The 23,939-nt window shown below is 67.1% G+C and carries 20 protein-coding genes and 2 pseudogenes; 16 read left to right on the forward strand and 6 right to left on the reverse strand.

From position 1 onward, the window contains the following. Positions 1 to 393: transposase (locus ACH4OW_RS28820; protein WP_398030639.1), on the forward strand; the 393-nt coding region annotated here is incomplete at its 5' end. Here ACH4OW_RS28820 and ACH4OW_RS28825 read toward each other — a convergent pair. Further along, positions 339 to 632, reverse strand: a pseudogene (locus ACH4OW_RS28825) (helix-turn-helix domain-containing protein); the annotation flags it as partial. The gene ACH4OW_RS28820 and the pseudogene ACH4OW_RS28825 sit on opposite strands and share 55 nt — an antisense overlap. A gap of 308 nt (positions 633 to 940) precedes the next feature. Between ACH4OW_RS28825 and ACH4OW_RS28830 the strand changes: the two are divergent. Next, positions 941 to 1,141: pseudogene (locus ACH4OW_RS28830) on the forward strand (helix-turn-helix domain-containing protein); the annotation flags it as partial. A 187-nt stretch (positions 1,142 to 1,328) separates the two neighbouring features. Here the strand turns inward: ACH4OW_RS28830 and ACH4OW_RS28835 are convergent. From ACH4OW_RS28835 to ACH4OW_RS28845, 3 genes are all read right to left on the reverse strand, one after another. Then, entirely contained in the window at positions 1,329 to 1,937 is a 609-nt protein-coding gene (locus ACH4OW_RS28835) for a hypothetical protein (protein ID WP_398030640.1), read from the reverse strand. Between the two features lie 89 nt (positions 1,938 to 2,026). Beyond that, positions 2,027 to 2,689: a hypothetical protein gene (locus tag ACH4OW_RS28840; protein WP_398030641.1), complete on the reverse strand. Its 663-nt coding sequence runs from the start codon at positions 2,687 to 2,689 to the stop codon at positions 2,027 to 2,029. Between the two features lie 102 nt (positions 2,690 to 2,791). Beyond that, positions 2,792 to 3,109, reverse strand: a complete 318-nt coding sequence (locus ACH4OW_RS28845) for a PrgI family protein (RefSeq protein ID WP_398030642.1) — start codon at positions 3,107 to 3,109, stop codon at positions 2,792 to 2,794. An 836-nt stretch (positions 3,110 to 3,945) separates the two neighbouring features. Between ACH4OW_RS28845 and ACH4OW_RS28850 the strand changes: the two genes are divergently transcribed. Next, positions 3,946 to 4,107 carry a hypothetical protein gene (locus ACH4OW_RS28850; RefSeq protein ID WP_398030643.1) on the forward strand — a complete coding sequence of 54 codons (162 nt, stop codon included), beginning with the start codon at positions 3,946 to 3,948 and terminating at the stop codon, positions 4,105 to 4,107. A gap of 490 nt (positions 4,108 to 4,597) precedes the next feature. Here the strand turns inward: ACH4OW_RS28850 and ACH4OW_RS28855 are convergent, their stop codons facing one another. Both ACH4OW_RS28855 and ACH4OW_RS28860 read right to left on the reverse strand, forming a co-directional pair. After that, positions 4,598 to 4,906: a pilin gene (locus tag ACH4OW_RS28855; RefSeq protein ID WP_398030644.1), complete on the reverse strand. Its 309-nt coding sequence runs from the start codon at positions 4,904 to 4,906 to the stop codon at positions 4,598 to 4,600. A gap of 139 nt (positions 4,907 to 5,045) precedes the next feature. Next, positions 5,046 to 5,927: a hypothetical protein gene (locus ACH4OW_RS28860; RefSeq protein WP_398030645.1), complete on the reverse strand. Its 882-nt coding sequence runs from the start codon at positions 5,925 to 5,927 to the stop codon at positions 5,046 to 5,048. Between the two features lie 2,345 nt (positions 5,928 to 8,272). Between ACH4OW_RS28860 and ACH4OW_RS28865 the strand changes: the two genes are divergently transcribed. From ACH4OW_RS28865 to rfbH, 13 genes are read left to right on the forward strand one after another with little or no spacing between them, the layout of a single operon-like run. After that, entirely contained in the window at positions 8,273 to 9,391 is a 1,119-nt protein-coding gene (locus ACH4OW_RS28865) for a DegT/DnrJ/EryC1/StrS family aminotransferase (RefSeq protein ID WP_398030646.1), read from the forward strand. Next, positions 9,388 to 10,743 (forward strand): NDP-hexose 2,3-dehydratase family protein, encoded by a 1,356-nt coding sequence (locus tag ACH4OW_RS28870; RefSeq protein ID WP_398030647.1) that lies wholly within the window; start codon positions 9,388 to 9,390, stop codon positions 10,741 to 10,743. Before ACH4OW_RS28865 ends, ACH4OW_RS28870 begins: the two co-directional genes overlap by 4 nt. After that, positions 10,740 to 11,705 (forward strand): Gfo/Idh/MocA family protein, encoded by a 966-nt coding sequence (locus ACH4OW_RS28875; RefSeq protein WP_398030648.1) that lies wholly within the window; start codon positions 10,740 to 10,742, stop codon positions 11,703 to 11,705. Before ACH4OW_RS28870 ends, ACH4OW_RS28875 begins: the two co-directional genes overlap by 4 nt. A 60-nt stretch (positions 11,706 to 11,765) precedes the next feature. Next, on the forward strand, positions 11,766 to 12,539 hold the full coding sequence (locus ACH4OW_RS28880) for a sugar phosphate nucleotidyltransferase (protein WP_398030649.1): 774 nt from the start codon (positions 11,766 to 11,768) through the stop codon (positions 12,537 to 12,539). 34 nt (positions 12,540 to 12,573) lie between these two features. After that, positions 12,574 to 13,980, forward strand: coding sequence for a GNAT family N-acetyltransferase (locus tag ACH4OW_RS28885; protein WP_398030783.1), 1,407 nt, complete (start codon positions 12,574 to 12,576; stop codon positions 13,978 to 13,980). Between the two features lie 40 nt (positions 13,981 to 14,020). After that, on the forward strand, positions 14,021 to 15,508 hold the full coding sequence (locus ACH4OW_RS28890; RefSeq protein ID WP_398030650.1) for a glycosyltransferase family 4 protein: 1,488 nt from the start codon (positions 14,021 to 14,023) through the stop codon (positions 15,506 to 15,508). 7 nt (positions 15,509 to 15,515) lie between these two features. After that, complete coding sequence (locus tag ACH4OW_RS28895) at positions 15,516 to 16,265, forward strand: class I SAM-dependent methyltransferase (RefSeq protein WP_398030651.1); 750 nt, start codon at positions 15,516 to 15,518, stop codon at positions 16,263 to 16,265. Then, entirely contained in the window at positions 16,262 to 16,810 is a 549-nt protein-coding gene (locus ACH4OW_RS28900) for a nucleoside 2-deoxyribosyltransferase (RefSeq protein ID WP_398030652.1), read from the forward strand. Before ACH4OW_RS28895 ends, ACH4OW_RS28900 begins: the two co-directional genes overlap by 4 nt. Beyond that, a complete protein-coding gene (locus ACH4OW_RS28905) occupies positions 16,807 to 18,018 on the forward strand; it encodes a hypothetical protein (protein WP_398030653.1) in 1,212 nt (403 codons plus the stop codon). Before ACH4OW_RS28900 ends, ACH4OW_RS28905 begins: the two co-directional genes overlap by 4 nt. 12 nt (positions 18,019 to 18,030) lie before the next feature. Beyond that, positions 18,031 to 18,981: an NAD-dependent epimerase/dehydratase family protein gene (locus ACH4OW_RS28910; RefSeq protein WP_398030654.1), complete on the forward strand. Its 951-nt coding sequence runs from the start codon at positions 18,031 to 18,033 to the stop codon at positions 18,979 to 18,981. Between the two features lie 42 nt (positions 18,982 to 19,023). Next, entirely contained in the window at positions 19,024 to 20,541 is a 1,518-nt protein-coding gene (locus ACH4OW_RS28915) for a class I adenylate-forming enzyme family protein (RefSeq protein ID WP_398030655.1), read from the forward strand. Continuing rightward, complete coding sequence (gene pabB / locus ACH4OW_RS28920) at positions 20,516 to 22,558, forward strand: aminodeoxychorismate synthase component I (protein ID WP_398030656.1); 2,043 nt, start codon at positions 20,516 to 20,518, stop codon at positions 22,556 to 22,558. The genes ACH4OW_RS28915 and pabB overlap by 26 nt, the downstream gene beginning before the upstream one ends. A 44-nt stretch (positions 22,559 to 22,602) precedes the next feature. Next, entirely contained in the window at positions 22,603 to 23,922 is a 1,320-nt protein-coding gene (gene rfbH, locus ACH4OW_RS28925; protein ID WP_398030657.1) for a lipopolysaccharide biosynthesis protein RfbH, read from the forward strand. The last annotated feature ends 17 nt before the right edge of the window (positions 23,923 to 23,939 follow it).

Genomic DNA, 23,939 nt, shown 5'->3' on the forward strand with positions numbered 1-23,939 from the left:
CGGTACTCGACCAACCTGCAGGTCGTCATCGACGCCAACAGCCGCCTGGTGGTGACGGTCGGCCTGCCGCTGCCCGGCAGCCGCAACGACTGCCGCGCCGTCACCGAGTCCGGCGTCGACCGGGCCTGCCGCGGAGCCCCGACCATCGCCGACGGCGGCTACCAAGGCACCGGCCTCCTCATCCCACACCGCAAACAACGGCGCCAAAGCCACCCCAGCCCACAGCAGGAAGCAGAGAACGCCGTCCATCGCCGGGCCCGAGCACGGGTCGAACACGCCCTGCCGCGGCTGAAGAACCGGAAGATCCTTCGGAACTGCCGGCTCAAGGACGACGGAGTTCACCAGGCCATGCTCGGCATCGCCCGGCTGCACAACCTGGCCCTCACGGGATAACTCACACCCCATACGGGACAACCTCTAGCCTTGCCGGACGGCTGGGGCGGGCTGGACACCGGGAGGCTCGCCGGTTCGTGTGACGGTGCGAGGCCGAAAAGCTGGGGCGCGATGTGCAGGGTCTCGGCGATGCGGTGCAGCAGGACGATGTCGCGCAACGGCTGCTTGCCGTGCTCCATCCGGGAGATGGAGGCCGCGCTGTAGCCGACGGCGGCGCCGAGCTCGCCCTGGGTCAGCTCGGCGGCCCGGCGGCCCGGCGGGCGAGGCGGATGATGGCGGCCGGCTCGTTGTCTGTGATCTCATTCCGCATGGCCGGCGAGCGCTGGATCGGGTGTGCCGCGTCCAGGCCCATCGTTCCCCTTTCGCCGTCTGCAGGGCCATTGTCTCGCCAACCGGTGGGATGACGCGCGTAGTTGCACGGCATGCGCATCGCGCGCACATCGTGTGCGCTGTTGCGGGCCGCCCCTCTCGCGCCGTGCGACGGCGCGCTGGGCTGACAGCAGGCGACGGTGAGGAGGGCCGGATGACGGGGTGGGGAGCACGGATGATGGGGGCGACGGTCTGCCGGCTGGTGTTGGGCGACCGGCTGGGCCGGCTGCGCCGGTGGCGGGGGCTGACGCTGGCCACGGTCGCCGGCGCGCTGTATGTGAGTTCCTCGAAGCTGTGCCGGATCGAGGCGGGACGCCGCCGCCCAGCCCTCGCCGACGTCGAACGCCTCGCCGATCTCTACGAAGCGGAGGCGGACGTGCGGGACGCGTTGCTGCAGTGGGCCCAGGTGACACAGGGCCACGGCGGCTACCGGGCTTTTGCCGACGTCGCGGATGCGGCGCTGCGGGACTACCTGGACGTGGAGGCAGCCGGACTGCGAGCCGTCTACGGCCCGGTGGTGATCCCTGCGGTGCTGCGCACCCGCAGGGCAGCGGGCCGTCAGGCGTTCAAACAGCGCCGAACTCGATCTGTGTGCTGCAGCCTTCGGGCCAAAGGCCCTCCTCCGACGGGTCGGCAGAGGCGCCCAGGTCGAGGTAGGCGGAGGTGTCCGGGGGCTGCGTCTGCGCCACCTGTGCGGCGAGTTCGGCAGGGTCGGTGGTGGCGCGGACGGTGAGGTAAAGGCCGAGGCGGAAGAGCTTGCCCTCGCCGCGGGCGACGCGGCCGGACAGGTCATAGGCGTCCTCGGTCGCGGCTTCGATCTGCAGGTCGGGTAGGCGGCCCCTTTCCTGGGTGTGGCGGCGGCCCGATTCCAGGCGGGCGAGCTGGCGCTTGAGGCGGCGGGCCGCGGTGATCGGGTCGATCGGCTCGATGTGCAGGGCGACATCGAGGCGGCCGGGGTAGGTCAGCAGAGGCTGCAGCCAGCCGGGCTGCACATCTCGTGGGTAGCCGGTGACGGCGAAGGACGCCACCCACACGTCGCCGACCTCCAGATGGCGCGGGGCGATGGTGATGGCGTCGGGGAGGAACGCACCGGTGCCGTCGGCGGCGAGTGTCGTCGTGTTTGGACGGTGGTGTCGGCCGGCCCGGGTCGGTACCGTGCGGCGATGCCTCACCACGACGGCCCGTTCCGTAGGCCCAGGTGTCCGGTGTCGTCCTCTGCCGGGAAGGCGATTGCGGTGCTTTCCCACGACCGGTGGCCGTTGCTCTAGGCCGACGGGAGGCGGGCGGGCTCGGCCGTCACATCGGCGGAAGGAGCGGTGATGACCTGATCGGCGCCGGCCAGGTAGGGGGAGGGAGCAAGGAGGCTGCCGGGGGGGCAGGCGGCGGTGAGCACGGCGGTCGTCTGGCCGGCGTCCAGCGGGCAGAGGGTGATGCCGGCCGGGGCGAGGAGGGCGGTGGCCTCGGCCAGGCGGCGGCTCAGCCGGATGGCGGAGGCCTGCCGGTCGGCCTCCGTGGCCGGGCGGGCACTTCGTGCGGTGTGCCGGGCGGTGGCGGTGGCCCAGAAGCCGGGGCCGCCGAGGCCGTCGACCGGGCCGCAAGGCCGGGCGGGTTCGCGCAGAACGAGGAGCACTTGGCGGCGCAGCAGGTCCTGTTCGCGGGCGAGGAGGGTGAGGAAGTCAGCGTGGTCGCCGGCGGCGGCTCGCAGGGCTGGGTGGGGCAGGGTGGGGGCCTGGGCGCGCAGCTCGGCGATCGCGGTGGTCAGGTCCAGGCGCTCGGCTCGTACCAAGAGCTGGACCGGAGCGGTCAGGGAGTGCAGGTAGCGGCCGAAGGAGGCGATCAGGGCGTCCTGTTCGGCCGGGGTGCGCAGAGCGAAGTCTACGGTGGTGCACACCGCCACCAGCGCTATTCCGTCGTCGCCCAGGTCCACCAGGCCCGTGTCGGTGATGCCCTGCGCGGGCAGACGCAGCGGCGCCGCGCCCGCCCCGGGGCCGGTGGAGATTTCGGGGGTGGAGGTGGCGATGGCGGTGAGTCAGGCCGGGGCGGGGTACAGGCCTTCGGGCGCGGCGACGTGGTGGAGGCCAGCCAGGCGTTGGCGCAGAGACGCGAGCAGGAGACGGTCCAGGGGCAGGCCGTCGCGCCGGCCCAGCACCAGGGCAGCGGTGGTGGCCGCGACGGGCAGGGCCAAGACTACGAAGACGGCCAGCGGCAGGAGGGCGCGGGTGGCCGACCACAGGGCATACAGCGCCAGGCCGGCGACGGCGAGGATGAGGAGCTGGCGGGCGGTCAGGCCGTGCCAGACGGTGTCCTCGCGGTCGACGTCGGCGGGGATCCGCACGGGCTGTGTCATCGTGGGTCACCTCTTTCCGCTCCGCCTCGGAGCGGGGGTGGTGCTGAGGGCGGGCTGGGGTGGCGGGGTGAATGTCGGGGGCGGGGACGGTGTGCTGCGGGTGCGTGGTGTGCGGTGCTCCTCGGGGACGGGTGGGCGGAAGACGGCCGGGGGTGCAGGCCCGGTGGCCCGCACCGGGCCGGGCGACTCGGACACGGGTTGGACGAACACGGGCCGAGCCGGTGACGGCTGGCGCGGGGTGCGTCCGGGGGATGGGGGCGGGGTCTCCTCGGTCACCGGCGGGCGGAAGGCCGGCGGGGCCGGGGGCGTGTGCCGGGTAGCCGGGGCCGGGCCGGGCGCGTGGGGAATCGGAGGGTGGAAGACGGGCGAGCCGGGTGCGGTGCGTCGGGCCGACTGCGGTGGTACGGGCTCCTCGGGGGCGGGGGAGCGGAACTCCGGCAGAGGCGGCGCGGTGGAACAGCGGTCGGGGCGCGCCGCCTTGGGGGCCGGAGCCGGGCCCGCTCCGGGGGACAGGGGGAACGGGCCCGGGGCCGCCCCCGCCGGGCCGGCCGGCGGCCGGTCCGGGGCCCGGTGGCCCGCCCCTGCCGCGGGGGTGGGCGGCGGGGGCGGACGGGGAGGTGGTGTTGAGGGCGTGGAAGGTTTTGGCGTACAGCAGGGAGCGGACCAGGCCGACGGCGAGGGAGCCGCGGTAGCCGGGCACGGCCGAGCGCAGGATCCAGAACGGCAGTTTGATCAGGATGTACATCAGCGCCAGGGCGACCAGCAGGTGGGCCAGGCCCGTGGGGGTGGGGCCGAAGAGCGTGAAGCCGTCGGGGGCGAGGAAGAGGCGCAGCGCGGTGATCAGGGTCAGCGACTGGGCCAGCTGCACGCCCAGCAGGCCGGCGAAGACCCGCCACCACCAGCGGGCGATGCCGTCGGTCTGCGGCAGCGCATGGCACATCAGCGCCAGCGGCGCCCCGGCGATCAGGATCAGGGTCAGGCTGATGCGCACCGCGTAGGAGACCAGCAGCACCACCAGCATGCCGACCACGAACACGCCGACGAACAGCACGAAGAATCCCTTGCCGGTGCCCTGGATCATGCGGGCCAGGGCCCGGCCGGCGTCGCCGGGGTCCAGGCCGGGTCCCAGCAGGGCCCGCGAGAGGGCGTTGGCCATAGTGATCGCCTTGTCGGCGAGGAACAGCGACGAGGCCGAGGCCACGGCGCCCACCGCCAGACGGGGCACGATCTCCTTGAGGCCGGTGCGGGTCTGCACGGACTCATGCGCCATCACCACCACTCCGGCGACGGTGACCAGCACGGTGTAGCAGGCCAGCGCCAGCGTCCAGGAGGTCGACCAGAGCCCGGTGATCCGCGGGACGCTGCCGAGGGTGGGGGTGGCTAGCAGGGTGGAGCCCAGGAGTTTGAGCAGCGGGTTGAGAGCCTGGTCGACCACGGTACGGAAGAACCGCTCCAGTACCTGGGTGAGCAGGTTGGTGAGCCAGCCCATCACGCCCCCACGAGGCCCTTGAGAACCTGCACCACGATCGGCGCCAATGCGGCCAGCGCATAGCCCAGACCGGCGTGCTTGAAGGCCGACTTGGCCTTGGCCACCTCCCCGGGGTCCCCGCCGGCCAGCAGGTAGCGCACCCCGCCCACCGTCAGGAACACCGTGGCCAGACCGGCCAGGACCCCCATCAGCCAGTTACGGAGGTTGGTCAGCAGCTGGCCCACCGTGGCCAGCGCCAGCACCCACTGCGCCGGCTCCGTGGCCGGTGCCGCCGCCACCAGGAGTGCCACCGCCGTCACTGTGCCCACGACCGGCCACCACGGTCGGCGCGGCAGCGCGCGGCCGCGGCGCGGGCAGCCGGACGCCACGCGCCTCCGAGGCGACGGGTGCGGACGGAAACCGGGCCTTCTCCAGGAGCGGCGGCGGGGCCTGAGCAGCCCCTCATCTCTAAAGGCCGGAAAACACCGCCGATTTATGCACCGGCAGCCGAGACTTTTCGGAATTCTCGCCGCCGTCGTAACACGTGAGGCGACACGTGGTACTTGGAGCACCTGGGCAGGCGGCGCGCCCCGGCACAGGCCTCGTGCCGGCCCTCGCGGCAGGCGGTGGGGGCCCTTCCCGCAGATAGGTGACGAGTCGGCGCTCGGCTCTGCGCCGCCGCGCATACACGCCCTGCGCCGGCGCCCCGTGCTCCCGCGCCCAGACGAGGACCGGCGTCCGCTCCAGCCGGGTCACTGCGATCAGCTCGGCCTCGGCGGGGCTGAGGACCGCGGCGCCCACCGCCCGGGCCAGCACCAGGTCCGGATGACCCCACCCCGGTCGGGGCGGCGCCGGTCCGAACCGCGGCGCCACCGGCACCGGCGCATCCAGCGCCTCGGTCAGGGCCGCGAACCCGGCCCGGCGCGCCGCCCACACCAGCCGTAGCAGAACGTGGGGTCGGCCGAGATCGACGGTGGCCAGCCCGGCGAAGAACCCGGCCTCCGCGTCCTGCACATCACCGGGGTATCGCGCCACCACCCAGGCCGCCACCCGGACCAGCGCCGGCAGCGCCATTCCCGCACACCCCACCGTCCAGCACCCGCCCTCCGCCCGCGCCCGAGCCACCAGATGCGCCCACACCGCATCACGCACCGCTGCCGGGCACTCCGGCCGCAGCAGCAAGCCCAGCAACTCGCCCAGCTCCAGCATCCGGTCGGGCAGGTCGGTAAAGGCGGCCCCATCCACCGCGGGCGGGACGGGCCCGCCGACCAGGCGGGTGAACTCCTCGCGCACCAGGTTCAGCGGCAGACACCGGTACCGCGCAGCGCGCACACGTCGGGCTGCGGCCATGAGAAGCCTCCTTCGGCACAGGCAGCAGAACGGTCCCAGCACACGCCACCGACGCCAAGAAACCACCAACAGACACCTAAAGCACACTCAGCAAGCCCCGCACCGATGGCTAACCGGGACCCAACCTCCCAGGTCGAACGGCAGGTTGCTGCGCAGCTCCAGCCCGCGATGGACAGACAGGAACCGCAGCTCACTGCAGGTTCTTCGTCTGCTGGTGGTACAGGGCGCATGGCGGCGCTGACCTGCCGCGATGACCGTTGTAACCACTGCTGGCCAGTCGTTGGTCCGTGTATGGTCCGGATCTTGGTCTCCACCAGGGAGAGCATTGGGTGGGAGGTCGGTGCGGTCCAGGAGGCCGACCGTCGCGTTCGATGAGCACGTATGTGAAACCAGCGGCGAGTGCTCGCGGAACCGATAGAGCGGATACTGCCGGTCGGCGCTGTCGACAACCGGTGGGCTTCGCTGCCGCAGGCTCTCCCCGGCCCGGCAGAGGACGAACGACCCGGTCTGGGTAAGGCATCGGCTGCCTCGCTGATGGCCGTGCGCATTGCCGTGACCCACGCTCGCTCACTGGCCCCGTCAGTGTCATCGATCTCGCCAGTCTCAGTCGGTCCCGGAACTGAGCGATTGTCGCTTTCGAGGGGCCGCAGCGGTCCCCCTCTTGTCCCGCCTGCTGGGGTCTTACATCCTAAAAAGCTTGCCACGTGGAAGGCGGGAGGATGCGATGGGCCGCCCGGAAGTGCAGGACGGCAGTGATTCGAAGGCTGTCCTCCGCGAGACTGGCGTGTTGCTCGACTGTCTGCAGGAGCTGGTGCAAAGGGCTTACCGTCCTGTCTGGAACTTGCTGAAAGAGAGTGTCGTTCTCTCGACGCAGATCCGCGCATCAAGGTGATCAAGCATCGTCCGCTGAAAGCGGCGCCCCGGCTGGCCTCGGATCTTGCGTGGAAGGGTGTCCGCTGATACCGCTGCCAGAGCGGGCACAGCACCTCCCGAACTGCTGGTACCGCGTCGATGGACCGACAACCAGGTGCCCCGGTGGGCGAAACGCCAGTGGTAGGCGACCGCGGTGGTCCGCCGGCCGGGTCGGCCTCGAGCAAGTTCTCGTGTGCGTGGCGCAGGTAGCCGGTGGGCGTGGTGTCCAGGTGCTGGTGGAAGGCATATTACTGTGCTCCCGGGCACCCGCCCGCGCTGCTGATACCGGCCAACGTTCACTGTGTACCTACCGGGCGCCCGTATGCTGCCTTCTCCCCACCCCTGCACCGCGTGTCGGCCGCCGTCGCATCCTTCCTCGCCGCGCTGTAGCCGATGCTGGCCTACGCCCCTTGGGCTGCGGTCGCGCGGTGGTGTGCGCCCGCGAGCATCGGGACTTGAGCGGCTGGCAGTAATGCACGGGTCTTTTAAGATGACACTAAAAAGGTTGTCAATTGCGCGGCCATCCCAGAGTCTGGTCTCTGTCGGCAGAGGGTGCGGAAGTACGGACCCGCCGCTGCTCCGCGCACCATTCTGTGATGGAGGGGGCAATTCGCGGGGCGAGGTAGAGGTAGAACGTGCCACGTGCTCGTCAACTCGAATGGCCGGTGCATAGGCTATTTGCACGCATGATTGAAGAACCGCAGTCGAGTGAGAGTGAGGGGCGTGGTGGCCGATCCTGCTGGGAAGGGAATTGACGAGTCAGGCGTCGGTTCAGGAGATCGAAAAACTGGCGGTCAATCGACAACACGACCTTTGAGGTCCGTCACGTACGGTCGTATCGAAATACGTGCCTCACCTGAACCGATGGCTCCTTGCGGACACTTCCGGTACCGCATTGTCCGCAAGGGAAACGGCCCCTTCGGGGAGGTGCTCACCGAGCTCGTCCGAGTGGGCTGCACGTTTCAACCGGTGGTCTTCGTGTCCGGGAGGGCCGCGGAGCTTGCGGCCAAGGGGCAGCGCCGCGGTCGGCAGTAGTTGCTGCGGAAGTGCGGGGAACGAGGAAGGGCTTGCTTACGTGTCGCATGTATCGCCGGTCGGTGCTTCACCCAGCGCCCTGTGCCTTCCGTTACGTGTTCACGATCCCCTAGGAAACCGGCTCAGCTCAGGACCGTCATCGTGTCCGCAGCTCTCCTTTCGTATGCGCCAGGTGGTCATACGGCGGCTGGTGCGATGCGGACGACACACCAGCTCGATGAGTCAAGGCATCGCAGGTCGCATCGGTTATCGAGCGGCGGACCCTGCGTAAGTTTGTGGTTTATCACAGGCGGTATAAAGTGTAATCACGCTGCTTGACGCAGTGGCTCGGTGGGAGATGTGCTCCGCTCCCTAATAGTCGAAGCTGCGCCACGGAGGCGGCACATAGGGGAGTTGAAATGCATCCATTTCTGCCGGTGAACAAGATAAGAATGTACCGGCCGCAAGTCGAGCCGCCATCACTGGAACGCGTACGGCAGGTTCTGGAATCTGGTTGGATCGGCCTTGGGCCTGTTACGCGGCAATTTGAACGAGAGTTAGCGCGCTCGGAGTTGGTCGGTAAGCATCCGGTCGCCGTGAACTCCGGCACCGCAGCCCTTCATCTCGCACTGGTAGTGGCAGGCGTACCTAAGGGCAGTGCCGTGATCGTGCCCGCCAACACATTCGTTGCGACGGCGGCAGTGGCGCTACAGCATCAGTGCCGGGTGATTCTTGCCGACATCGAACGCACGACAGGCAACATTGATCTGGATTCGGTGCGCAAAATTCTTGGCACTGAGCCAGACGTCAGTGCCGTCATCGCCGTCCACTACTCGGGTATTCCCTGTGACGTAGCAGGATTGAACGAGATATCCAACAAGCATGGCGTGACAGTCATCGAGGACTGCGCCCACGCTATCGGTTCGATGTGGCAGGGGCTTCCGATGAGTGAGTCGCCGCATATCCAAGCTTATTCTTTCCATGCGACAAAAGTCCTCGCCGTTGGCGAAGGTGGATGTGTAACATTCCCCGATGCTGTTTCCGCCGAGCGGGCCAAGCGGCTGCGCAGATTCGGGATCGACATGGGATCTCGGTCCTGGTCGAAGCCTTATGACATTCCGGAGCTCGGCTTCAAGTACAACATGGGCGACATCGCGGCAGCGGTCGGCCTTGCCCAGTTGGAAGGACTACCTGACAAGTTGAAAAAGCGCAGGTCAATCATGCGTCGGTACCGAGAACGCTTGGCCGGATCATCAGTGGAACTTGTGCGCGAAGCGTATGACTCCGACCGTTCCGGAGGCTTCGCCGTGCCGATCCTGGTCAAGGACAGGGAGCGTGTACGGAAGCAACTAGATGCCGCAGGAGTCGAATCGGAAATTTATTTCAGACCGCTTAGTGACTTCCCGCTCGACGCGTCGTGCTCCACGCCAGTTGCGGAGCGGTTCGCTCGCGACGTCATCTGTCTTCCCATTCATCCGCTGATCAGCCTCGATGAGATCGACTACGTCTGCGACCGGTTGAGCGAATGCGTGGCATGAACGCCTACGCAACAGGGGTTACCCATGACATTCGCCAGTTCGGTATGCAGGTGATCAAAACTGTTCGCGAGTTGCGCTCGGAGTGCCTGCGCCGACGTCATTCACTTACCGCACAGGTTTTCCCTGTGCCGCTATCCGACTTGCGCTCCTGGTCCATGACCGACGACGGAGCATTTGCCCACGAGACGGGCCGCTTCTTCAGAATCATCGGTACAAGAGATCTGTCGGGCCTAGACCAACCTCTGGAACAGCCACTCATCGAGCAGCGCGAAGTCGGAATGCTGTGTCTTTTCGTCACACATTTCGATGGCGAGTTCCATGGCCTGATAACTTTCAAATTCGAGCCGGGTACCCCTGACGGCATCGAAGTGGCGCCGACCGTGCAGGCCACCCGTAGCAACTACGAGGCCGCACACGGTGGAGACAGGGTACCCGCCGCCGAACTCGCGCTATCGGAGACGACATGCAAGCTTGCCGATGCTGTGCAGCGCGAGCAGGAGTCGTGGTTTCTCGGAAAGATCAACCGCAACCGCATCATACTGCTCGACGCCAAGGATGCCGTCGATATCGCGCGGACCGTCCCAGAAAGCCGCTGGGTTCCGGTACCTGTTCTGCTGGCGGCGGCACTGAAAAGCCGCCTGCTTAATATGGATCTGCGGTCGGTCCTGTCGATGTGGCCGCTGGACGCTGCCACGTCCCGGGACCGCCTCGGCCCGGTCACGAAAGCACCGTGCCAGGGCGGACAAGACCCGGAACCGGCGGGCTCGCATCCCGAAATCATTCCCCTGAACCGGCTGTCGCAGTGGCAAATCGCGGAAAGTATCGAGCACCGACAGCGTCGGTTCTTCTCCGTCGTGGGCTGCCGAGTCGAAGGACAGGGACGTGAGGTCGCGTCCTGGGACCAGCCGCTGCTGGCGCCGGCCGGCATGGGCCAGTGCACACTGCTGATCCGGCCCGGCACCGAAGGCCCGGAACTGCTTGTCGCGGAACGCGTCCGGATCGGTTCCGTCCGCGGTCCCAGTCTTGAGGCGCGGTTCCAGCGAGGCGATATCACCGACTACTCAACGGAGTCTCGACGCAGGTCGATGATCGCGGAGTCGTCGGGTCTCGTCCGCTGTCACGAAATCCATTCCGCGGTACACACCGAGGAAGGTGGCCGGTTCCGTGGTGCCATCGTCACCTACCAGTTGGGACTGTTCACCGACGCCGTCGAGGAGCAGCCGGCCGGACGATGGATGGCCCTGAACGAGGTAGAGGCGCTCGATCAAGGCGGTGACCGACTCAGCGTCGAACTGCGCACCTGTCTGACGATGGTGAAGGGCCTCATCACGATCGGATCCCTGAAACCATGATCGCGGCGATGGGAAATTCCGAGTACTTGAGCCGACGGACCGCTCCACTGCTCCAGGAATTCAACCGCACCGACGCCCTCCTTGTGGGCACCGACCATCCCCGCGAGACGCGTTCCGCCGTACGGCCCGAAGGGATCGAGGTCACCGATCGCGACGCGGTGCTGGCAGACCGGAACGTCGACATCGTCTATATCTCCAGCGCGACCGGCGGTCACTTCGACGACTGCCGTGCGGCATTGGCCGCCGGGAAACATGCGCTGGTGGAAAAGCCAGTCTGTCTGACGGCTGCGGAGGCCCGCGAGCTGGACTCGATGGCTCGGGCCTGCGACCGCACGGTCTTCGAGTGCCTTTCCTACCCGTACCACCCTGCCTGGTCCGACTTCGTCGCCCGGGTGCGCGTCGAGGACTGGACGGACCCCGTGTCCGTCTCCGCGGTGTTCCGCACACCGGGGCGGAAACCGACGGACTTCCGTCGGCATCCTCGCCACGGAGGGGCGGCCGCGGACCTGGGAACCTATTGCGTCGACGCGCTGCTGAGGCTCGGTGCCGTAGCCGAAGACCTCGACATCGCCCCGGTGTTGTTCGGGGACTCGGAGACCGACGGCGGCGCGGCGCTCACGAGTCGGCTGATCGACGGGCGCACCTTTACCTACACCGGATCGTGGGCCATCGGCGACTCCTACGCCAACAGTGTCGTCGTGGCAGACCCCCGTCGGCGTCTGGAACTGATCCGCGCGTTCTCACCACCGGTGGGCGCCCCGGTCCGGGTCCTCGAAAGAACGTCGGGCGAAGCCGGGCCGGCCGTCGTCGCGACCTCCCGACCGACCAACGCGACGCGCGCATGTCTGACCGCAGGAACAAGGCACCTGCGGGACGCGAAGACGGCGGGCCTGGTCGGCTTTCCGGCCGTTCTGCGCCGCATCGCCGTGCTGGAAAAAGCGGCGGCAACCCTTCCTGCATAACCCACACCTCTCGACCGTACATCGACCACGGCCCCACTGCGGGCCAGAAGGAGGTAAGTAATGGGAGCAGCGAACCCTGCCCAAGAACGAGTCGCCGGTATCGTTCTGGTGGGAGGCACCGGATCACGGTTGTTTCCGGTGACCCACGTTGTCAACAAGCATCTTCTTCCGGTTTACGACAAGCCGGCGATAGCATTCTCGATGGATGTGATGACAGAGTGCGCAGTCGACACCTTGGTCCTCGTCTGCAATGCGGCGGACGAAGAGATATATCGGAGCATTCCGGCGTGGCTCGGGTACTCTGACATCGAAATCCGGACAGTCGTCCAGGAAGAACCGAACGGCATCGCCGGTGCGATCGCCTGCGCCCGGGAACATCTGGAACCCGAAGGGTACGAGCGCATCGTCGTCGCGCTCGGGGACACGCTTTACGTGTCCAGCTCGACCTGGTCCGGAGACATCATCGCGAAGATCGAGGTCACCGGGTGCAGTGCTGCCGTCGCGGTCATCGAACACCCCGATCCGAGAGACTTCGGGGTCGTCGAGAGTGCCGCGAACGGGACAGTCGTCCGCGTTCAGGAAAAGGCCGATGTGCGTCACAGTAGCCAGGTGTGCACGGGTCTCTATTCTTTCGATGGATCAATATGGAAGAGGCTGGAGTCCATTGTTCCGTCAGGCCGTGGAGAATTGGAAATGACTTCTCTGCTTCAGTCGTACATCGATGACGGGGGCCTTGCCGCAGTGGCCGTTCCCGAGGAAGCCGGGTGGTTCGACGTGGGCACACCCGACCGTCTGGTCGATGCCGCGGTCGCCCGTCGACGCCTGCTCGCCTAATTACCGCAATATGTCAGGGGAGATGAAATTGACTATGCAGCAGGGCAGTGATGACACCTCATCCGAAGCGGTCGACGGGATTGTCATCAGGGATGCCACGGAAGCGGACCGCGCGGTCATCCAAGGGCTTCTGCACGGTTCCCTCAGAAGGAACTACGACGGTAATCACGTCGCCCAGGCCGACCGCATCATCGATGCACACCTCGGCGGCGGCAAGGACCCCGTGGGCCACTTCTCGAAGACGCAGCATGTGTACGTCGCCGAGGCCGGCGGCGAGGTGGTCGGCGTCATGAACATCGCCGAGAAGCACCAGGGCACGATGAAAATAAGCCCGCTCATCGTCAACCCCGACTTCCGCGGCTCCAAGGGCGCCGGGACCGCGCTGCTCGCGAAATCCGTCGAGGTGGCGAGGGCCCGCGGCGTCCGGCAGCTCTACGGCACCGTTGCCGAGCCGAGCTCCTGGATCGAGACGTTCTACCTGAACCGCGGCTGGACGTGCGGGTCGCAGTCGAACAGCCAGTACCGCCCCGGAGTCGTCGAACACGCGATCTACTACAACGTCGACAGTGACGAGTCCGAGCCCGTACGGGAGCCGCTGAAGTTCGAGGAGTACTCCTCGTCGAAGTACCAAGAGCTCGAACGGTTCCTGACCTCCGGCATGGATGTCTTCGTCGACGGCATAGACGAGGAATTCGTCCGCGCCCTGGTGGCGGGGCACGAACGGCGGAGCTCGCGCGAGGTGGAATCCAAGTATAAGGAAATCTACCTCGGTTACGACTCCGACGTCCTCAGCTCGGTCATCGCGTTCGGGCCGAAAAAGGGCGGTGCGGTCAAGCTGATGCCGCTGAGCGCGACATCGCAGCGCGCACTACAGGAAACCCTCAGGTTCGCCCAGTCCTGGGCCGAAGGACGTACGCACAAGCTGTACACGCACCAGCATGTGGACCCCGCGGTGGTGACAGCCTTCCAGAGCGAGATGTGGACGCTCGAAGGGCTGCTCCCGGAAGCGTATTCCGCGGGAAAGGTAGCCGCCCAATGGGGCTGGCTCCCCGGCGAGACCACTCACCTGGGGCGTAACTCGGACCGCTTGAAGGCATACACCGAACGCTTTCTTACCTTCGTGCAGAACCGGGGCTGGGACCAGCTCGAGGAGGCGCGCAGTCTCGCGATGGCGGTCGGCGGCGAGGCCGGCGAGCTGCTGGCCGAACTCCAGTGGCTCAGCGAGCCCGAGGTCGTCGACCTGCTCAGCACCGACCGGGAGTTCAAGACCAGGCTGTCGTTCGAGGCGGCGGACATCCTCAACTACCTGATCCGCTTCGCGCGCTACTGCGACTTCGATCTGATCGAGGCGGCCGACAAGAAGCTGGCCGTCAACATCGACCGGTTCCCGGTGGAGGAAGTGCACGGCTTGAAAGGGAAGCGGTACAAGGCCAACCGCTGAGCCCGGCGAGGACGGCCGGTCGGACGAGGAGCCGAAGCCAGTGAACATTCTATTCGTATGCAGCGTGTATTACCCGGTGACCGGTGGCGCGCAGGACCCCATCGACCAACTCGGGGCCGAGCTGGTTGCCCGCGGACACCACGTGGACGTGCTCACGCGGCATGTTCCCGACACCACACCGAAGAAAGCGAAGCGCAATGGGGTGCGCATACATCGGGTCCCCAACGCGGTGCTGCCCTCCGACTTCAGAGCGCTGACGGCCGAACTGCGGGAATTCATCCGGAGCGTCCGGAAGCCGGACGTCATCCATGTCGTCGGCCTGCGCCGGCCACTTCCGATGATCGCGGAGCTTCTGGCCTGTCTGTGGCACGTGCCGGTCATCCAGACCGTGGGCGGCTACGACATCCCCGATGTGGTCGACCCCGACCCGCGGCTCGTCTGGCAGACGGGCCGGGACTTCGTTCTCCCGGCCATGCGGCGGGCGGACCTCCTGAACGCGGCGTCGGACGATCTCGCCCGGCAGACCGAGCTTCTGGTCGGCGAGAAGGCCCCGATACCCACCCTCTACGTGGGTATCGACCACGAGCTGTTCAGCACCGCGGCACCCCACGAGAAAGCGGCTGCCTGGGGGCCCTACGTACTGTCGCTGCGGCGTCTGGAGCCCGCGAAGTCCGTGGACAGGACGATCGAGGCGATCAGCCTCCTGAAGGACGAGATCCCGGAGCTCCACCTGATCGTGGCCGGGGACGGCAGCGAGCGGGCCGCGCTCGAGGAGTACGTCGACCGGCTCGGCCTGGCCTCCCGCGTCCACTTCATCGGGGAGGTGCCGATCGAGGAGGCCGCCTCTTTGTTGAAGGGCGCGTTCGCCACCGTCGTGGCCTCCAAGTCGGAGGGCGGCGGCCTGGTGAACGTAGAGGCCCAGGCGGCCGGTTGTCCGGTCGTGGCGACGCGGGCCGGAGGGATCAGCGAATACCTGGGAGGCGAGACGGGCGCGCTGTACGTGGACGCGCCGGACGGCGCATTGATCGCTCAGGCGCTGCGCGCCCTGTGGTTCGACCCGGAGGCCAGGGAACGGCTCGTCGCGGCTGCACGCCCCCTGTCCGAGCGGCTGTCGACGCGTTCGCTGGCCGCGGAGTACACGGCGGTCTACACGGAACTGGCAGAGGTCTACCGGGCACGGGAATTCGTCCCGTGGGACGCGATCACCGCCGCTCTGTGGGAGGAGATGTCCGTCCCCGCAGGGCGCAACCCCACCCTGGACGACCCGTGGCGAGCGCCGCAGGCGGTCGAGGACCTGGTGCTGTCGACGGCGGATGCGGAGTTCCGCGCGCTCGGGCGCGGCGCGGATGCCTTCTACTACCTGGCCTGGTCCAGTGGCGTGCCCGTCGAGCACCTGCGAAAGGTGAGCAGGTTCGTGCTGCGGGCCACCGAAGGGCTCCCGAAGGACACCGTCGCCGCCGGCCTGGAGCACGCCGCGGACTGGGGGCGCTTCGACACCGAGAGCTGCCTGGGATACATCCGGAATTAGGAGACGTATGTCGAAGGGTTCCACACCGCAGGCGACCTCGGTGACCTCGAAGCGGTTCTACGACGCCTATTCGCGCGGCTACGGTACATACCTGGAGCGCCATACCCGGTATTTCCGGGCCGTCGAGAAAGAGATAGCCGCAGCGGCCGGGAACCGAAAGGGCCTGGCGTTGCTGGACGTGGGCACCGGTACCGGCGAACGACTGCAACGCGTGGTCTCGGAGATCCGCCCCGATCATGTCGCCGCCATTGACGAGAGCCCCGATATGGCGGCGCTCGCGCAGCGCAACTGTCCCGGCGCCCAGGTCCTGGCGATACCTCTTGCGGCGCCTGAACTGCCGGCCGCCCTTTCGGCGAAGTTCGACCTGGTGACCTGCTTGTCGAACGTCCTGGGCCACATTCCGCGGACGCAACTGGTCCCGGGGCTTCAGCAGGTCAGAAGCCTGCTGAAGCCCGGCGGCGCGTTCGTGTTCGATGTCAACAACCGGTACAACGCCGTCACCTACGGACCGCTCAGCGTCATGCGCAATGTGGCCAGGGACTGCCTACTGCCCGGTGGCGGGGATTTCACGGCGTCATACCGGAGTGGCGAGGAGGTCTTGCACACCCCGGTTCATTTGTTCAGTCCGTCCGAAGTGGCCCGGCTGCTCCGGGCGTCCGGTTTCAAGGTGGCGAGCCTCGGTTTCCGGGATTATGCGACGGGGCAGCAACGCGGCCGGTTCGGCGGGAGCATCGTAGTGAAGGCGGTCAGTGCATGAGCGGTTCCATCGTCCACGGTCCGAAGGTGTTCCTTGCGGCGCCTTTCGGAAACTATGTACGCGATGATGTATTCCTGCCGGAGAAGAAGGCTGAAATCCTCAGCTATCACACACGGCTGTCCAAGCTGGGTGCCTCGGTCTTCAGCTCCCACATGAACGAGGAGTGGGGCGCCGCCGGGCTGCCGCCCGAGGACTGCATGCGGGACGACCTCCGTGCGCTGCACGCCTCCGACAGTCTGTGCGCAATCGTCGGTGACGAGCCCTCGGCCGGGGTCGCCTTCGAACTCGGTTACGCCGCCTCGGTCCGCCGGCCCACGGTCCTTGTCACCTCATCCTTCGCCTCGCTCTCCTCCATGATCCGCGGCATGGGCACCCTGCTCGAACTCGAGGTGGTCGAGGGGGATGTGGGCAGTCGGGCGGTCATCGAGAAGGCATGTTCCGTGGCGTTCGACCTCGGCTCGAATCACCGGCAGTCGGACCGTTTCTGGGAGAGCGCGGACATCGACCGCGCACTGAAGTTCCGCTCGCGGGGAGAAGCGAAGTGAATGCACCGGCCGCGGCTTCCGGCGGCGTGCGGATCGGCATCCTGGGCGTGAACTTCGGCTGGGGGCCGCACGCCGCGCTGGAGACCATCATCAGTGAGATCCGGCGGACAGCGCCGGGGGACTGCCAAGTCGTCGCCTTCGGGAGCGAATACGGGCGGTCCCTCATGGAGGACGTCGTCGACGAGTGGTGTGAGTTCGACGGTTCGGACTACGACGCGTTGACGCGGGCCGCTGCCGCGAACGATCTCGACGTGGCTCTCGTGACACTGGAGGGGTTCGCTGCCCGGGCCTTCGAGGCAGCGGGTGTGCGCACGGTCTTCGTCGACCTCATGCCGTTCCTGTGGCACGGCGCGGACCTCGCCGTGCCACCGCTGGAGGTGAGCCATTACCTCGCCCTGCGGCTTCCCGGGCTGTCCCGAGAAACCCTCGGCTGGATGCGGGACATCCGCAATCTGCGGTGGATCGGCGCGGTCGTCCCGTGGCAACCGGTCGCCGCGGCGCGACACACGTACGGATACGCCGACGGAAACCGGCGAGCGTTCATCGCACTCGGCGGGATGCTCGGCCTGACCACGCGGGACACCACGAGCTACCCGTCCCTCGTGCTTCCAGGAGCCATCGAGGCCCTGATCGAAACCGGATTCGACAGCATCCTCATCGCCGGCAACACCCCTCAGGCGGATCTGGACGCCATCGTCTCCCCGTACCTCGGGCGCGCGGAGTTCCGTTGTGGTCCGCTGACCCGTGCCGAGTACCGTACGCGCATCGCGGAGAGCGCACTGTGCCTCAGCCAGCCGGGACTCATGAGCCTTCTGGAGGCGAGCTCCTGTGGGACGCCGCTGGTCCGCCTGCCACCGCAGAACGTCTCCGGGTTCCAGCAGGCGGAGACCCACAGGCTCGCGACCGGGGCCCACACCGGGGTGAAGTGGCCCACCGACGTCGTCGACGAAGCGGTGGTCGCGCGGAAGGCGGCGGAGACCGAGGCCGCCGGGAACGACTACGTCTACGGGGCCATCGCGGACGGTCTCCGTCGGCGCCTCGACACCACGCGCCGGTCCGTCCGAGCGCAGCTGGAGCAGTTGATTCCGGAATGTCTGGCGCTTCCTGCCGACGTCTGGACCGGCCTGGTGGAGAAGGTGGGGACGGACGGCGCGAAGGTGGCCGCGGAGGTCGTGCTCGACACGGCTCGCGCGGTCGTCAGGAGATGACGGGACGCCAGGATGCCAGGAACCGCAGTTGTCTTCGGCGCCAAAGGGTTCATCGGAAGGCGGGTGACCGCGGCGCTGACCGCCGACGGATGGCGCTGCGTAGGAGTGGACCGGTACGGGCGTACGACGGAAGGTGCCGGAAATGTCGGTGCTCCCTACTACCGGGGTCACGACTGGTCGTCCGTCGCGCTGTCCCGCTTCCTGCGAGCCTGCGGCCCCGCCGTGATCGTCAACGCCGTGGGCGCTTCCTGGTCCACCGATCCCTCGGTGGTGCGTCGGGACAACGTCGTGTGGCCCTGCCGCCTCGCGGAAGCGTGCGAACTGTCGGGGACGACGGAGGCGATTCTGCACCTCGGGTCGTCGCACGAATACGGGGACACCGCCCCGGGCGTCCCGGTGAGCGAATCGGGCGTCCTGGCGCCCGTGACGGAGTACGGGAAGTCCAAGGCCATGGGTGCCTCCTACCTGGTGCGCGCGGCCATCCGGATGGACCGGCCGGTGACGCTGGTCCGCGCCTTCAACGTGATCGGACCCGGTCACGGCACGCAGGGCATCTGGGCCGCCGCGGTAGGGCTGTACCGGGCCGCGGCAGAGGCCGGCTCGGACCAGGTGGTGGCCAATGTTCCGCTACCGGAGACGGCGCGGGATCTGATCGATGTCCGGGACGTGGCCGGTCTGGTGAGTCTGGCCGCCGGACGTCCGGGACCCGCGGTGGCTGTCTACAACGCGGCATCCGGGACCGCGACGAGCATCAGACAGCTCTTCGACGCCTTTGCCGAGCAGACCAGGATTCCCTACCGGTTCGCGCGAGATCCCGGCGGCCTGCGCACCGGGTCGACGTGGCAGTGCGCCGACATCACACGTGCGGCAACCCACCTCGGCTGGATGAGGCACTTCACCCTGACCGACTCCATTCGCGCGGCCCTCGGTCTCGACGCAGCGGCGTCGGCCACGCTCGGCTGATTCGACCCGTACCAGGGCATGCCCATGGAACCGAGGAGATACATGAACAGCAATACATCCATTCTGGCCGCGCGCCTTGCGGACGGGGGCGGCTGGACAGACGCCGCCGCTGTCACAGACGAAGAGACGGGTGACATCCATCGGCACAAAGACGTTCACGCTCGTGCCCGGAGTCTCTCGGAGGAATTCCTCGACCGCGGGATCGGTGCAGGTGATCACGTCGGGTTCCTGGTGGGCGACAGGCCCGAATGGATGCCCGCCTTCCTCGCCCTGCACGCCATCGGCGCCGTTCCACTGGTGGTGAATCCGGACCTAGACGAACACGTGCAGTCCAGGATGCTGGGAATTCTGCCCACCAAGTTCGTGATCTCGTACCGAGAGCGCGCGCTGCACATCGAGAGCCGCAGCCCGCGGCTTTCGGCCAGCCACGACGACCATGGGGACGGGTCGGCGGTCTCGCGCTACTACCTGTACAGCTCGGGCACGACCGGAAATCCCAAGGCCGTGATGCATACGAGTGCGGACCTGTCCTTCCTCTACGGTGCGGTGGGCGGCGCGAACGGCTTGGACATACGGACGACCGACACCATAGTCTCGCTCTCGCAATACTATTTTACTTACGGGTTCAACAATCAGTTCGTCTACCCGCTCTTCAGTGGCGCATCGGTCGTACTGAGCCGGCAGCGCAGGAACGAAGAGAAATTCGTCGACGCTTTGCACCGGCACGGCGCCACGCTGGCGTTCTCCGTACCGTCGGCGCTCGCCAAGCTCGCCGACCACATCGAGCGTGCGGCCGTCGAACGTCCGAGGTCACTGCGGGCGATCGTCTCCGCGGGCGAACCCCTTCCCGACGCCGTCGCCGCTCGCCTGGAGGACCGCTGGCAGGTCCAGGTGCTGAACCAGATCGGCTCCACGGAAGTGGGCAACGCCTTCTGCGCGAACGGAGTGACGCGCCGGGCGGCGGGCACCGCGGGTTTCGTCTGTCCCGGCTACGAGGTGGAACTGCGAAGCGACCCCGATCTCCCTGTTCCGGGAGCCGGACCGGAGCACAAGATCGGCGCGGTGTGGGTGTCGGGACCGACCATCCCGCAGCATGCGGTCGCCGCGGATGGGAAGAAAGAACTGCTGGTCGACGGCTGGCTGGAAACGAAGGACTACGGGTACTGGGCCGCCAACGGCGGACTCACGGTCGTCGGTCGTACCGATGACTTCCTGCATGTCGGTGGAATCTCCATGTCGGCGGTGGAGATAGAAACGGCCGTCAGGAGCTGTGCGGGCGTCGAGGACTGCGCCGTGTTCGCCCCCCTGGTCGACGGTGTTTCCACGCTGTCCGCGCTCGTGGTCCTTGCTCCGTCGTCCGGGAGTCCGGACGCATTCTTCGCCGCACTCCGGACGAGCCTTCGCCGGCATCTGGAACCTTTTCGGGTCCCGAAACGGTGGACGTCGGTGGCGAAAATTTCGCGAACCGGCAGCGGCAAGATCATGAGGCACCAGCTGAGCTCTGTGCTCGGCGGCGAAAAATTGGAATGGTTCGATGACTCGTATCCTTCTCGTCGATAATTACGATTCCTTCACCTACAACATCTGGATGTATCTGAGCGAGCTCCCGGATGTCGAATGCGTGGTCGTCAAGAACGATGACCCGCTGTCGTCGATACCCTTGGAGGAGTTCGACGGCATAGTGATCTCGCCGGGCCCGGGGAGTCCCGGCGTACCTGCCGACGTGGGAATTTCCCGCACACTCGTGACGTCGGTGGACCTGCCGATTCTCGGTGTCTGCCTCGGACATCAGCTCATCGGCAGTGTGCACGGGGCGACGGTCGGACCGGCACCGAAGATCATGCACGGGAGGACGTCCCTGGTCCGCCACGACGGTGACCGCCTGTTCCGCGGTATGGCGGAGGAGTTCACTGCGGTCCGGTACCACTCCCTGGCCCTGTCGGGCATCGAGGCGCCGCTGGAGGTCATCGCCGAGAACGAGGACGGTGTCGCCATGGCGATTCGTCACAGCGGCCGTCCCCTTTGGGGCGTTCAGTTCCATCCGGAGTCGATTCTCAGCGACGACGGGAGACTCCTCCTGCGCAACTTCTCCGAGATCGCGGCGGAGAGCGGGAGCGCATCGTCCACATCGTCCGGTCACGCCGTCCGGAACGGTGCCATCGACTGCACGTGGAGGTGCGTGGAAGGAGAGGTCGACGGCCGGGCGCTGTTCGAAGCGTTCTGCGGCTCATCGACGGAGAGCTTCTGGCTCGACAGTTCCGATACCGGCCAGGCGCGATTCTCCGTCATCGGCGGGCTGCCGGACGCCCGGTCGACGACGGCGAGTTACCGCGTGGCCGACGGCCGCACCACGGTGACGGAACCCGACGGTTCGGTGCGGTACATCGACGCCGACATCTTCACTTTCCTGAAGGGCCGGCAGTGCATCATCAGCGTGGACAGGGAGGAACTGCTGCCCTTCGAGTTCCGCCCCGGCTTCGTCGGCTACCTCGGGTACGAGTTGAGGGCGGACACCGAGAAGATGACCGTGTCCCGGCATTCGCGGCTGCCCGATGCCCGCTTCCTCCTCACCGATCGCTATGTGATCGTCGACCATCGCGAGAACAGGGTCTACCTGCTGTTCGCATCCGGCCCCGGTCTCGGAGAACGCTCCGAGGCGCAGGCGTGGTTCGAGGCCGCGTCCCGCACGGTGGCTCGCGCGGTGACGGCACCTCCTCGCGACGTGGAACCGACACCCCGCGTGAAGCCGGTCGAGGTCGTCTTCCGGGACGGCAAAGAGGCGTATCTGGCGAAGATCCGGAAGTGCCAGTCCTATCTGAGCAGCGGCGAGTCCTACGAACTGTGCCTGACCAACACCGCTTCGATAGCCGGCGAGTTCGATGCCGCCGAGACCTACATCCGCCTTCGGGCCGCCAGCCCGGTTCCCTACGGCGCGTTCCTGCGGACGCCTGAATTCTCCGTGCTGTCCGCGTCACCCGAGAGGTTCATGACCATCGACGGTGAGCGGTTCGTGCGGGTGAGCCCGATCAAAGGCACGCGTCGGCGCGGCACCACCGAGGAGGAGGACGCGGCACTGAAGCGGGAACTCGCGAGCGACGTGAAGGAGATCGCCGAGAATCTCATGATCGTCGACCTGATGCGCAATGATCTCAGTCGCGTCTCGGAGATCGGCTCCGTACGTCCCGTCGAGTTGTTCGGGGTCCATACCTTCGCGTCGGTCCACCAGATGGTGAGCACCATCGAGTCGAAACTCCGGAAGGATGTCGCGGCGGTCGACTGCATCCGCGGGGCATTCCCGCCCGGCTCGATGACCGGCGCGCCGAAGCTGCGCAGCATGGAGATCCTGGCCGCACTGGAAGAGGAGCCGAGAGGCATCTACTCCGGCGTGCTCGGATGGGTGTCCCTCGACGGACGCGCCGACTTGAGCGTGGTGATCAGGACCCTGGTCATCGAGAAGGACCGCGCGTCGTTCGGAGTCGGGGGCGCCATCACCCTGCTGTCGGACCCGGAGGCGGAGTACGCCGAGACGCTGGTGAAGGCGGCCGCTCCGAAGTCCGCCTTCGGAGACATCGATTGACCCAGCACGTCCGAGCCGGCACAGGTGAACGATCAGGAGGCAGTGTGTCCGCCGACAGCGACAAAGACCGGATTTTGGAGCTCACCCGCGCATACCATCGAACCGGTGCCGCGGAAGAATTTGTTCCCGGTGTCACGCCCATCTGGCCGTCCGGAGCGGCCCTCGACGAGGACGACCGCGTCGCTCTGGTGGCCGCAGCGCTGGACATGCGCATCGCCGCCGGCGTCACCGCGAGGAAGTTCGAACGCGGCCTGGCGCATTACTTCGGGCTGCGGAAGGCGCATCTGACGAACTCCGGCTCGTCCGCCAACCTCCTGGCCGTGTCCGCGCTGTCCTCACGGCAGCTCGGCGAGCGGCGGCTGCGCCCCGGGGACGAGGTCATCACGGTGGCCGCGGGATTTCCGACCACGGTGAATCCAATCGTTCAAAACGGCCTGGTCCCCGTGTTCGTGGACGTCGAGCTCGGCACGTACAACACCACGGTCGAGCGGGTGGCGGCGGCCATCTCGCCCCGTACCCGGGCGATCGCGATTGCCCATACGCTGGGCAATCCTTACCAGGTCGCCGAGATGGCCGCTCTCGCCGAGAAGCACGACCTCTTTCTGATCGAGGACAACTGCGACGCCGTCGGTTCGACGTATCAGGGCCGGCTCACCGGTACCTTCGGCCACTTCGCCACGGTCAGCTTCTACCCCGCCCACCACATCACCACGGGGGAAGGCGGCTGTGTTCTCACCAATGATCTCAAACTGGCACGGCTCGTGGAGCAGCTGCGTGACTGGGGCCGGGACTGCTGGTGCGAGCCCGGCCAGGACAACACCTGCTTGAAGCGTTTCGATTACCAGCTCGGCACTCTCCCGCACGGCTACGACCACAAATATACTTTCTCCGAGATCGGTTACAACCTGAAGACGACCGATCTGCAGGCGGCGCTCGGGCTCAGCCAGCTCGGCAAGCTGTCTGAATTCGGCGAGATTCGGCGCCGTAATTGGAATCAGTTGCGAAAGGCGCTGGACGGGCTGCCCGGCCTTCTGCTGCCCGAGGCGACCCCGGGGAGCGATCCCAGCTGGTTCGGCTTCGTACTGACCGTGCTGCCAGACGCACCGTTCACCAGGCAGGAGTTGGTGGGATTTCTGGAAGCGCGGCACATCGGGACCCGGCGGCTGTTCGGCGGCAACCTCACCCGTCATCCCGCCTACATCGGACGCGACCACCGGATTTCCGGTGAGCTGACCAACGCCGACATCATTACCGAGCACACCTTCTGGGTGGGGGTCTATCCCGGTCTGAGCATCGACAAGATCGATTACGTGGTGGAGAGCATCATCGAGTTCGTGAGGGGCCGCAGCGGCGAGGTGGCGTGAAGTCGAAGCATCTTTGT

The organism is Streptomyces sp. NPDC017056 (assembly GCF_044332485.1).
Taxonomy (GTDB): domain Bacteria; phylum Actinomycetota; class Actinomycetes; order Streptomycetales; family Streptomycetaceae; genus Streptomyces.

Excerpts from the sequence above, each read along its gene's own strand:
- ACH4OW_RS28845 (WP_398030642.1), bottom strand. The coding sequence starts at position 3,109 with ATGACACAGCCCGTGCGGATCCCCGCCGACGTCGACCGCGAGGACACC.
- ACH4OW_RS28860 (WP_398030645.1), bottom strand. The coding sequence starts at position 5,927 with ATGGCCGCAGCCCGACGTGTGCGCGCTGCGCGGTACCGGTGTCTGCCG.
- ACH4OW_RS28865 (WP_398030646.1), top strand. The coding sequence starts at position 8,273 with ATGCATCCATTTCTGCCGGTGAACAAGATAAGAATGTACCGGCCGCAA.
- ACH4OW_RS28870 (WP_398030647.1), top strand. The coding sequence starts at position 9,388 with ATGAACGCCTACGCAACAGGGGTTACCCATGACATTCGCCAGTTCGGT.
- ACH4OW_RS28875 (WP_398030648.1), top strand. The coding sequence starts at position 10,740 with ATGATCGCGGCGATGGGAAATTCCGAGTACTTGAGCCGACGGACCGCT.
- ACH4OW_RS28880 (WP_398030649.1), top strand. The coding sequence starts at position 11,766 with ATGGGAGCAGCGAACCCTGCCCAAGAACGAGTCGCCGGTATCGTTCTG.
- ACH4OW_RS28885 (WP_398030783.1), top strand. The coding sequence starts at position 12,574 with ATGCAGCAGGGCAGTGATGACACCTCATCCGAAGCGGTCGACGGGATT.
- ACH4OW_RS28895 (WP_398030651.1), top strand. The coding sequence starts at position 15,516 with ATGTCGAAGGGTTCCACACCGCAGGCGACCTCGGTGACCTCGAAGCGG.
- ACH4OW_RS28900 (WP_398030652.1), top strand. The coding sequence starts at position 16,262 with ATGAGCGGTTCCATCGTCCACGGTCCGAAGGTGTTCCTTGCGGCGCCT.
- ACH4OW_RS28910 (WP_398030654.1), top strand. The coding sequence starts at position 18,031 with ATGCCAGGAACCGCAGTTGTCTTCGGCGCCAAAGGGTTCATCGGAAGG.
- ACH4OW_RS28915 (WP_398030655.1), top strand. The coding sequence starts at position 19,024 with ATGAACAGCAATACATCCATTCTGGCCGCGCGCCTTGCGGACGGGGGC.
- pabB (WP_398030656.1), top strand. The coding sequence starts at position 20,516 with ATGACTCGTATCCTTCTCGTCGATAATTACGATTCCTTCACCTACAAC.